Consider the following 10,298-nt stretch of genomic DNA (forward strand, 5'->3'; position numbering starts at 1 on the left):
GCACGCCCTAGGGGAGTCGAACCCCTCTTTACAGAATGAAAATCTGTCGTCCTAACCGATAGACGAAGGGCGCGTGCGCTGTTGTGTGGCGCGCTTATAGCGGGGTGATTTCATTCCCGCAAGCGGCAATTTTGCTTTTTTGTGGAAAAAATGACAGATGGGTGAAACTGCCGCCGGCGATGAATAAGTGAGACTTAACAGGCTCTTGCCGGCGATATCGGAGATTCCCTGGAAACGCGGGCTCTTTACTGGCCGTTTGCGCCCTGCACCGGTTGCACCAGCAGCTTGCCGTTCTGGGGCTGGTTCTTCGACGCAATGAACTGCGCCAGGGCAGCCGCTTGCCTGCCGTTCAATTCGCGGACGTTCGGGTTCGGCGTGGCCGCAACTCCCGATGCCGTAACCTGGGCAATCGGCTGCGGCGAGCCCGCCGCCGGCGAGGTTGCATTGCGGATGACGGGCGGCGGCAGCACGTCGGCCGAAGTGCGGCCGTTCGGCGTGCCCGCTGCATCGACCGCCTGCGGCGCCGTGGTTTGCATCGCTGTCGGCGGCGTGCTGTAGACGCTGCGCATCATCGGCGTTATGGCCTGTGCGCCGTCAGGCTGGGTCTTGGCAAGCGTCCCGTCCGGGTTGACGGCGATCGGCGGCGGGGCTGAAAAGATGCTGCTTCTATTGGCATTGACGCCGGTCGGCTGCGTGACCAGGCCGGCAATGCCGGTCTGTCCCTCCGTGGGAGCTGCCGTCGGGGCGGGATAGAATGCTTGGTTCTGCTGGGCTATGATCTGCTGGCTTGTGCCGTTGACGCTGTGCACCATGGGGTCGCGATAAAAGCCATCGGCTTTGCGCCGGCGGTCGTCGGCCCTGCTGTTCATGTCGGCCGCAAGCTGTTCGGCCGCCGTCGGCTGTGCGGCGGGTGCTGCTTCCGATGTCTCCATCGGCGTCTTGGCCGTGGTCGCGCAGCCGGCGATCATCACAATTGAGGCGATGACGGCAATAGTGCTTGCGAGCTTCTTCCCGCCGTATAAAATCTGTTGATCGCACATGGGACGTTCCCTGCAAAAAGGTTTGCATCGGAACGGCCTCCTGCGAGGGACGATGATACCGCACGCGCCGACTGGGAACGATGACCGCGCGATATCCGATGCATGATGCTTCGAGTCGTCCAAGCATGCCGGAGGATGGGCATGGGCGACAAGCGCGAAACGGATGGCTCCGCGCGTGCCGTAAGCCTCGCGAAAGCTTGGCTCCTACCAGGAGCCGGTATTGGGCATCGAGGCCCAGGGCTCGGCGGACGGAAGATTGTCGCCCTTCTGGAGGATTTCGATGGAAATGCCGTCCGGAGAGCGCACAAACGCCATGTGACCGTCGCGGGGCGGGCGATTGATCGTGATACCGTTGTCCATGAGGCTCTGGCAGGTCGCATAGATATCGTCGACCTCATAGGCGAGGTGGCCGAAATTGCGTCCTCCGCTATATTCCTCCGGATCCCAGTTATAGGTCAGTTCCAAGCTGGGGGCGCCGTTGCTGCGAGACGATTCGGCATCCTCGCTTGCCGCAAGGAATACGAGTGTGAAGCGGCCTTTCTCGTTCTCATAGCGGCGGGTTTCTGTAAGGCCGAACAAGGTGCTATAAAAATGCAACGAGGCGTCGAGATCGGTGACGCGGACCATCGTATGGAGATAACGCATTCTATTTCCTCTCTTAATGTTGCGCTGGCCGATCTTCGATCGAGGCACCAGCTTCGCGCAAGTCTTGGAGCAATAATCTTAGGGTGGGAATAAACGAAAACTAGGACTTGCGCTTTTCCGTTACCAAGATGTTAATCTTGATATCAGGGAATCAGTTAACCGTAACAGTGTGACGCGTAATCGAGGGCTGGCTAGGATGGGTGACAGAATTTCATCGAAGGGAGTTGAAGACTTCGAGGAGATGTCCGGCGATACCGTCGAGCTCATCGAAATCTCCGGTGTCGTCAAGTGGTTCGATGTCGCCAAGGGATTCGGTTTTATCGTGCCTGACAATGGCATGCAGGATGTATTGCTGCATGTGACGTGTCTGCGCCGCGACGGTTATCAGACGATTCTCGAAGGAACCCGCATCGTTGCGCTGATCCAGCGCAGGGAGCGTGGCTACCAGGCCTTCAAGATCCTCTCCATGGATCAGTCGACCGCCGTGCACCCCTCGCAGATGCCGCCTGTCCGTACACATGTGCAGGTGACGGCGACGAGCGGTCTGGAGCGCGCACTGGTCAAGTGGTTCAACCGCACCAAGGGCTTCGGCTTCCTGACGCGGGGCGAGGGCACCGAGGATATTTTCGTGCACATGGAAACGTTGCGTCGCTTCGGTCTGGCCGAGCTGCGGCCGGGGCAGGTGGTACTTGTCCGCTTCGGGCCGGGCGAAAAGGGCCTGATGGCGGCGGAAATCCATCCGGATGCGCCGAGCCCGGTGACGCGGCCGCACTGACATGAATAGAGACATGTTTCCTAGAGTTCTGAAAAGCGCCATTTTGGCGCTTTTTCTCGTTGGGACCATAGCCCCATTCTCCTTCGCCGCACAAACCGCGGAACAGCAGCTGATGGCTTTCGGCTCTGAGCCGTTGACGATCGTATCGGCCAAGGGGCAAACCCATAAATTCACCGTGGAGCTGGCGCTGACGCCGGCACAGCTTGAATATGGTCTGATGTATCGCGACAAGATGCCGGCCGACCACGGCATGCTGTTTGATTTCGGCACGCCGCGGCCGGTCATGATGTGGATGAAGAACACCGAGCTGTCGCTCGACATGCTCTTTCTGGACCAGGGCGGCACCATTACCCATATCCAGGAAAATGCCGTGCCCTATTCCGAATCGATCATCAATTCCGGCGGACCGATCGCCTATGTGATCGAACTGAACGGCGGGATCGTCAGGAAACTCGGCCTTGCCGTCGGCGACAAGGTGACGAGCGTCACGATCTCCGCAAAGCTCGGCAAATAGCTTTTCGCCGGGGAAGATCTGCCCGGCGTCATTTTACCTGTTGCAGCGGGCAGATGAACCGTGTATCTCCCCACTCGTTCCGCAAAACGGGTATCCGGCGGTGCAGAAATCGGATCACGATTGCCTGTAGGGCTGATCGTGCTGACGGTACGGAGTGTAGCGCAGTCTGGTAGCGCATCTGGTTTGGGACCAGAGGGTCGGGAGTTCGAATCTCTCCACTCCGACCATTTAAACCCCTCATTGATATCGCTGAATTCGCGCTGGGGGCGGCTGCCTTTTCGCTTGAAAACAACGGGATTCGCGGCTAAGCAAAAGTCGTGTTCGCGCGGCCCGCAAGGGGCTGTGTCAAGGCAAGAGAAGCAAAAAGCGGATCATTCCCGCTTGATTCGGAGGCGCTGCAGCGATGCCTGCCAAGATTTATCGTCCCGCAAAGACCGCCATGCAATCCGGCAAGGCTAAGACCAATATCTGGGTTCTGGAGTTCGATCAGGAAACCCCGCGAAAGATCGATCCGATCATGGGCTATACGTCATCGGGCGATACGCGCCAGCAGCTCAAGCTGACGTTCGAGACGCAGGAGCAGGCTGAGGCCTATGCCCAGCGTAATGGCATAGAATACCGCGTCATCGCTCCCAAGGATGCCGATCGTCAGGTCGTTTCCTACACCGACAATTTCCGTTACACGCGCATCCAGCCCTGGACGCACTGAAGCCAAGAACTTATTGAACTCCGCCCATTGAGTTTGATGACGGTTTCAGGCATGTGTTGCCCGCCGCACGAAGGTGCGGCTAGGCTTTACGGCCCCTTAGCTCAGCTGGATAGAGCACTTGCCTTCTAAGCATGTGGTCGCAGGTTCGAATCCTGCAGGGGTCGCCAAAATCACTGATAAAACAGTCAGTTAGCGTATTTTATTAAAATGTGCGACACATTTGCGATTTGCATGGTTCGCTCGCAATTCGCCATCCTCAGTTCGCCGCTCCCGGCCAGCTCCCGGCATCCGCAGGCCTTGTTGCGTCGACCGTCATCTGGATGAGGTCGTAGCCGAACATCGATCCGGCCAGTTTGATGACGATGATGGCTGCGCTTAAAAGTGCAAGTCCGCCGATGATTCTGTCGCTTTTCTTCACGGCCCGCCCGACGTCTCGTGAATGCCGCGTTATTCGCGGCGGAAGTGAGTATATCGCGTTTTGCGCGAAGCGCTACAGGGCTAGACGCGCTGCCGCGTGTCGCTGTTTCCGATCTTGATGACCACAGGCGATTCCAGTCCACGCATCTGACGAAGGTCAATAGCATTCAGAACGTCAAGACGGACGTGCCATGTGAGATCGTCAAGCAGGCCTGCGCTCTGCCGCTGGGCTGACAGGTTTGCTTCGCAGCCCCTATCCTGAGAACTACACATGAAAACCCGCCGGCTGCTATGCAGCGGCGGGTTTTTCATGGTCGAACTGTTATTCGATTAATGCAGGATCTGGCTGAGGAACAGCTTAGTGCGCTCATGCTGCGGATTGTCGAAGAATTCCTTTGGCGAATTCTGTTCGACGATCTGGCCTTGGTCCATGAAGATGACGCGGTTGGCGACCTGGCGGGCGAAGCCCATTTCGTGGGTCACGCAGAGCATGGTCATGCCCTCTTCGGCAAGGCCCACCATCGTGTCGAGCACTTCCTTGATCATTTCCGGATCGAGCGCCGAGGTCGGTTCATCGAACAGCATGATCTTCGGATTCATGCAGAGCGAGCGGGCGATCGCCACACGCTGCTGCTGGCCGCCTGAAAGCTGGCCGGGATATTTCTTTGCCTGTTCGGGGATCTTGACGCGCTTGAGGAAGTGCATGGCGATTTCTTCCGCCTGCTTCTTCGGCATCTTGCGCACCCAGATCGGCGCCAGCGTGCAGTTTTCCAGAATGGTCAGGTGCGGGAAGAGGTTGAAGTGCTGGAACACCATGCCGACTTCGCGGCGCACTTCGTCGATTTTCTTCAGGTCGTTCGTCAGCTCCACGCCGTCGACGATGATCTGGCCCTTCTGATGCTCTTCCAGGCGGTTGATGCAGCGGATCATCGTCGATTTGCCCGAGCCAGAAGGGCCGGCGATGACGATGCGCTCGCCGCGCATGACCTTCAGGTTGATATCGCGCAACACATGGAAGTCGCCATACCACTTGTTCAGATTGATCATATCGACCGCGACCTCGGTCTCGGAAACGGTCATTTTTTTCGATTGGGCTTCAGCCATTTTATATTTCCCTCAATTTTATCGCTTGTGGCCGGTGTCGAGATGGCGTTCCACGAAACCTGAATAGCGCGACATACCGAAGCAGAACAGCCAAAAAACGAATCCCGCGAAAACGAGACCCGTTACAGGAGTGACCGCGCTTGCCCAAGTAGCATCCGCGAAGTTCTGACGGACGATGCCGAGCAGGTCGAACATGCCGATGATCGCGACGAGCGACGTGTCTTTGAACATGCCGATATAGGTGTTGACGATGCCGGGAATGACCAGCTTGATCGCCTGCGGCAAAATGATCAGCCGCATCTTCTGCCAGTAGCCGAGGCCGAGCGAATCCGCACCCTCGAATTGGCCCTTCGGTATTGCCTGAAGACCGCCGCGAATGACTTCCGCCATATAGGCCGAGGTGAAGATAGCAACGCCGACCACGGCACGCAGCAGCTTATCCACCGTCCAGCCTTGCGGCATGAAGAGCGGCAGCATGTAGCTGGCCATGAACAGCACCGTGATCAGCGGCACGCCGCGGATGATTTCGATGAAGCCGACGCACAGCATGCGAAGGATGGGCAGCTTCGACCGGCGTCCCAGCGCAAGCAGAATGCCGAATGGAAAGGACACCGCGATTGCGACAAACGCGATCACCAGCGTCACCAGCAGACCGCCCCATCTCTCTGTTTCCACGGTCTCGAGGCCGAAACCGCCATGCAGCAGGAAGAACGAGATAATCGGCAGCACGAAGAATGCCAGGATTGCATTCAATCCTTTCCTGGGAACCGACGGCATGAGCAGCGGAACGAAGGCGATGATCGTCAGGATAATGACGAGTATCGGCCGCCAGCGCTCGTCCGGTGGATAGAGGCCGAACATGAAGACGACGAATTTTGCGCGAACGAAGGCCCAGCAGGCGGCATTCCAGCCATCCGGCTGCGTTCCGCCCTGAACCGTGGTGGCGCAGAATGTGCGGTCGGTTCCGCTCCAGACTGCCTGTATGAACAGCCAATTGACCAGATGCGGGATCGTCCAGGCGAGAAAGGCGATGGCAAGCACGGTCAGGACAATGTCCTTCGGTGTGGCGAAGAGGTTCTTTCTCAACCAGTGCCACACGCCTCTTTCGCTGGCGGGTGCCGGCTGCGCCGACAGAAGCGACTTGCTGACGAAGTTTTGATCTACACCCGACATCTTATCTCTCCACCAGAGCCATCTTGGCGTTGAACCAGTTCATGAACAGCGACACTACGATGCTCAAGGCGAGATAGATGATCATCCATATGATGACGACCTCGACGGCCCGGCCGGACTGGTTGAGGATCACGCCGCCGACGGCGACGAGATCGGCATAGCCGATGGCGATAGCGAGAGACGAGTTCTTGACAAGATTGAGATATTGGCTTGTCAGCGGCGGAATGATGATGCGCAACGCCTGCGGAATGACGACAAGCCGGCTAATGGCCGCCGCCCGAAGGCCGAGCGCGCCCGCCGCTTCCGACTGGCCCTTCGGCACGCCGCGAATGCCGCCGCGCACGATCTCGGCAATATAGGATGCGGTATAGAGCGAAAGCGCCAGGAGAAGGGCGATGAATTCCGGTCCGACGACCGTTCCGCCGGTGAGATTGAACTTGCCGGCGACAGGATAGTCGAAGGAAAGCGGCATGCCCGCCGCCAGGAAGACCAGCAGCGGCAGGCCGACCAGGATTGCGATCGCCACCCAGACTGTATGGAATTGCTGCCCGGTCGCCGCCTGACGTTTATGCGCCCAGCGCGTCACGAAAAACACCACTGCTATGGCAACGAGGAAAGCAACGCCGACCGCCCACATGCCCGCGGCGAAAATCGGGCTCGGGAAGGCGAGGCCTCGGTTGCTGAGGTAGCTGTAAAACGGCAGATGCACGGCATCGCGCGCCTGCGGCAGCAGCACCAGAACGCCGCTGTACCAGAAGAAAATGACGAGTAGCGGCGGGATATTACGGAAGATCTCGACATAGGTCTGGGAAAGCTTCGCAATCAGCCAGTTGTTCGAAAGCCTGCCTATGCCGATGACAAAACCGACGATCGTCGCAGCGATGATACCCACAAAGGATATGAGGAGCGTGTTGAGCACGCCGACGACCAATGCTTCGATATTGGTTGAATCGCTGGAATAGGGGATCAGGGCCTGTCCCAGATTGAAGCCGGCGCGACCTTCGAGAAAGCCAAATCCGAAGGAGCGGTTCAATGCGCGCAGATTATCAATCGTATTGTCGACGATGAACCAGCAGACGCCGGCCAGAATGATAATCGTGATGGCCTGATAAAATGCACCCCGGACTTTGGGGTCGTATAGCGCTGCCGATAGGGGTGAGCGCTCGCCCTCAGGCGAATTTGCAGTAATTGCCATGCAGAGTTTTCCCCAATGTGCCCGTTTCAGGCTTGTTTTCTTGAGGTGAGAAAGGCGGTTTGCCGCCTTTCTCCGATAATTGGGCTATTTTCCCGCTTAGCGAACCGGAGGCCCGTACTGGATGCCGCCCTTGTTCCACAGGGCGTTGATGCCGCGGGCGATCTTCAGCGGGCTGCCTGCACCGATGTTACGCTCGAAGATTTCGCCGTAATTGCCGACGCCCTTGATGATGTTGTAGGACCAGTCGTTGGTCAGGCCGAGGTCGGTGCCGATCGTGGAACCCTGTTCGGCGCCGAGGAAGCGCTTGATATCCGGGTTGGGCGAATTCTTCATCTCGTCGACGTTCTTCTGGGTGATGCCGAACTCTTCGGCGTTCACGAGCGCATAGGCCGTCCAGCTCACGACGTTGAACCACTGGTCGTCGCCCTGGCGAACGGCCGGGCCAAGCGGCTCCTTCGAGATGATCTCGGGCAGAACGACGTTGTCGTCCGGGTTCTTCAACGTCAGGCGCACGGCATAAAGCTGCGACTGGTCTGTCGTGAAGACGTCGCAACGGCCGGAGTCATAGGCCGTCGTGATTTCTTCGAGCTTATCGAAGACCACTGGATTGTACTGAAGGTTGTTGGTCTTGAAATAGTCGGCAAGGTTGAGCTCGGTCGTCGTGCCGGACTGGACGCAGATAGCCGCGCCGGAGAGTTCGAGCGCCGACTTCACGTTCAGCTCCTTGCGAACCAGGAAGCCCTGGCCGTCATAATAGGTGACGGGGCGGAATTTGAGCCCAAGCGCGGTGTCGCGGTTGATGGTCCAGGTGGAGTTGCGCGACAGCACGTCGATTTCGCCGGACTGCAATGCCGTGAAGCGGTCCTTGGCGCTGAGAGGCGTATACTTCACCTTGGTCGGGTCGCCGAATACGGCGGAAGCCACAGCCTTGCAGAAGTCGATGTCGAAGCCGGCCCAGTTGCCGGACGCATCTGGCTGTGCGAAGCCGAGAAGGCCAGGATTCACGCCGCATTGCACGAAGCCTTTAGCTTTCACGTCGCTGAGCGTCGAAGCCGAAGCGCCGGACGCGGTGTAAGCCAATGCTGCGGCTCCGAGGAATACGGAGAGAGCAAACTTTTTCATTTTCCCTACCTTTGTCTCTTTGTCTTATAGTTAAAATGTAATCGCTTCCGAAGCAGGTTCCTGGGGAACCACGTTCCTTCCCTTCCCGGTGCGAGTGATCCTATCACAGTCGCAAATGGTGTAACGGTCAAGAGATCGCCTCAATAATTGCGGATTTATTCGGCATTTTCGCCTTCCGCGGCTGAAAAAATGGCGTTTGGCGCCAAAATGGGCGGCATTTTGCCGAAAAACTGCGCGAAACTGGAGTTTTTTCAATGGTTTCGTTATTTTAGCCTTCGAATAAAAGGCGCCGCGTAAAGGATCGGGGTTGACCCCATCGGACTTGCCCGCCACAAATCCGGTTTCCTACAGCGCCAAAGGCATATCCGGACATGAAAGACAAAGACACATTCCTGCAGAACGCCGGCATCAACACGCGTTTATCCCACATCGGCAATTCGCCCTTCGATTACCACGGATTCGTCAATCCGCCTGTCGTGCATGCCTCCACGGTGTTGTTCCCCAATGCGCGCGTCATGGAGACGCACGACCAGAAATATACCTATGGAACGCGCGGCACGCCGACAACGGATGCGCTGTGCGAGGCGATCGATGCGCTGGAAGGGTCGGCCGGAACGATCCTCGTGCCGTCCGGGCTCGCGGCAGTCACCATTCCTTTGCTCGCTTACCTGTCTGCTGGCGATCATGCCTTGATCGTTGATTCGGTATACGGCCCGACACGCTTCTTCTGCGATACCATGCTGAAGCGCCTCGGCATCGAGGTCGAGTACTATGATCCCATGATCGGAGCCGGCATCGAACAATTGATCAGACCGAACACCAAGCTGGTTCACACCGAGGCGCCGGGTTCCAATACCTTCGAGATGCAGGATATTCCGGTGATTTCGGCGGCGGCTCACCGGCATGGCTGCGTCGTCACCATGGACAATACTTGGGCGACGCCGCTCTATTTCAAGCCGCTCGATCACGGCGTCGACGTCTCCATTCATGCCGTCACGAAATATCCGGCCGGCCATTCCGATATTCTGATGGGATCCGTTTCCGCCAATGCGGCGCATTGGAAGCAGTTGCTGGACGCGCATGGTCAGCTCGGCATCTGCGGCGCGCCTGACGACGCCTATCAGGTGCTGCGCGGCCTGCGCACCATGGGCGTGCGCCTGGAGCGGCATCAGGAGAGCGCGCTTGCGATTGCCGAGTGGCTCGAGGGCAGGGAAGAGGTCGCGCGCGTCTTGCACCCGGCACTGCCGAGCTTCCCTGGCCACGAATTGTGGAAGCGCGATTTCAAGGGCGCAAGCGGGATCTTCTCTTTCGTGCTGGCGGTTGACGATGCGCGGAAGTTCAAGGCGAAGGCGCACGCCTTCCTCGATGCGTTGCGCATTTTCGGTCTCGGCTATTCCTGGGGCGGTTTCGAAAGCCTCGCCCTGCAGGTCAATCTCAACGACCGCCGCGTCACCAAGGCGCCGACCGAGGGGCCGGTCATCCGCCTGCAGATCGGCCTGGAAGACGTCGCCGATATCAAGGCGGACATTGAGAAGGGCTTTGCCGCAGCTACTGCATAATTCCTTAAATCGGGATCGATTTAAGGCTGTCTCTTATACACATCT

Annotated in this window: 11 protein-coding genes and 3 tRNA genes; 6 read left to right on the top strand and 8 right to left on the bottom strand. The window is 58.1% G+C overall.

The genetic code is table 11. The features are described 5' to 3' along the window. Window position 1: 1 nt before the first annotated feature. The 3 genes from ACPYOP_RS31955 to ACPYOP_RS31965 form a co-directional block, all read right to left on the bottom strand. Window positions 2–73: transfer RNA gene (locus tag ACPYOP_RS31955), tRNA-Glu, on the bottom strand. A gap of 172 nt (window positions 74–245) precedes the next feature. Continuing rightward, complete coding sequence (locus ACPYOP_RS31960) at window positions 246–1,040, bottom strand: hypothetical protein (RefSeq protein ID WP_481414225.1); 795 nt, start codon at window positions 1,038–1,040, stop codon at window positions 246–248. Between the two features lie 204 nt (window positions 1,041–1,244). Further along, entirely contained in the window at window positions 1,245–1,685 is a 441-nt protein-coding gene (locus tag ACPYOP_RS31965) for a VOC family protein (RefSeq protein WP_481414226.1), read from the bottom strand. Between the two features lie 196 nt (window positions 1,686–1,881). Here ACPYOP_RS31965 and ACPYOP_RS31970 point away from each other — a divergent pair, with 196 nt between their 5' ends. The 5 genes from ACPYOP_RS31970 to ACPYOP_RS31990 all read left to right on the top strand — a co-directional run bounded on the left by ACPYOP_RS31970 (window position 1,882) and on the right by ACPYOP_RS31990 (window position 3,850). Beyond that, window positions 1,882–2,460: a cold-shock protein gene (locus ACPYOP_RS31970; protein ID WP_047634624.1), complete on the top strand. Its 579-nt coding sequence runs from the start codon at window positions 1,882–1,884 to the stop codon at window positions 2,458–2,460. A gap of 13 nt (window positions 2,461–2,473) precedes the next feature. After that, entirely contained in the window at window positions 2,474–2,974 is a 501-nt protein-coding gene (locus ACPYOP_RS31975) for a DUF192 domain-containing protein (RefSeq protein WP_481414227.1), read from the top strand. 150 nt (window positions 2,975–3,124) lie between these two features. Continuing rightward, a tRNA-Pro gene (locus ACPYOP_RS31980) sits at window positions 3,125–3,201 on the top strand. 176 nt (window positions 3,202–3,377) lie between these two features. Then, complete coding sequence (locus ACPYOP_RS31985) at window positions 3,378–3,683, top strand: ETC complex I subunit (protein WP_481414228.1); 306 nt, start codon at window positions 3,378–3,380, stop codon at window positions 3,681–3,683. A gap of 90 nt (window positions 3,684–3,773) precedes the next feature. Beyond that, window positions 3,774–3,850: transfer RNA gene (locus ACPYOP_RS31990), tRNA-Arg, on the top strand. Window positions 3,851–3,939: 89 nt separating this feature from the next. Here the strand turns inward: ACPYOP_RS31990 and ACPYOP_RS31995 are convergent. From ACPYOP_RS31995 to ACPYOP_RS32015, 5 genes are all read right to left on the bottom strand, one after another. Continuing rightward, on the bottom strand, window positions 3,940–4,101 hold the full coding sequence (locus tag ACPYOP_RS31995; protein WP_481414229.1) for a hypothetical protein: 162 nt from the start codon (window positions 4,099–4,101) through the stop codon (window positions 3,940–3,942). Between the two features lie 329 nt (window positions 4,102–4,430). After that, window positions 4,431–5,204: an amino acid ABC transporter ATP-binding protein gene (locus ACPYOP_RS32000; protein WP_113233389.1), complete on the bottom strand. Its 774-nt coding sequence runs from the start codon at window positions 5,202–5,204 to the stop codon at window positions 4,431–4,433. An 18-nt stretch (window positions 5,205–5,222) separates the two neighbouring features. Further along, window positions 5,223–6,377 carry an amino acid ABC transporter permease gene (locus ACPYOP_RS32005; protein ID WP_481414230.1) on the bottom strand — a complete coding sequence of 385 codons (1,155 nt, stop codon included), beginning with the start codon at window positions 6,375–6,377 and terminating at the stop codon, window positions 5,223–5,225. 1 nt (window position 6,378) lies between these two features. After that, window positions 6,379–7,572 (bottom strand): amino acid ABC transporter permease, encoded by a 1,194-nt coding sequence (locus ACPYOP_RS32010; RefSeq protein WP_481414231.1) that lies wholly within the window; start codon window positions 7,570–7,572, stop codon window positions 6,379–6,381. Window positions 7,573–7,668: 96 nt separating this feature from the next. Further along, window positions 7,669–8,694 (bottom strand): amino acid ABC transporter substrate-binding protein, encoded by a 1,026-nt coding sequence (locus ACPYOP_RS32015; RefSeq protein ID WP_481414232.1) that lies wholly within the window; start codon window positions 8,692–8,694, stop codon window positions 7,669–7,671. A gap of 371 nt (window positions 8,695–9,065) precedes the next feature. On the opposite strand from ACPYOP_RS32015, the gene ACPYOP_RS32020 reads away from it, so the two are divergent. Beyond that, entirely contained in the window at window positions 9,066–10,253 is a 1,188-nt protein-coding gene (locus ACPYOP_RS32020) for a cystathionine beta-lyase (RefSeq protein ID WP_481414233.1), read from the top strand. Window positions 10,254–10,298: the final 45 nt, after the last annotated feature.

The sequence above is a fragment of the Rhizobium sp. KNZ2-6A genome (assembly GCF_056755475.1).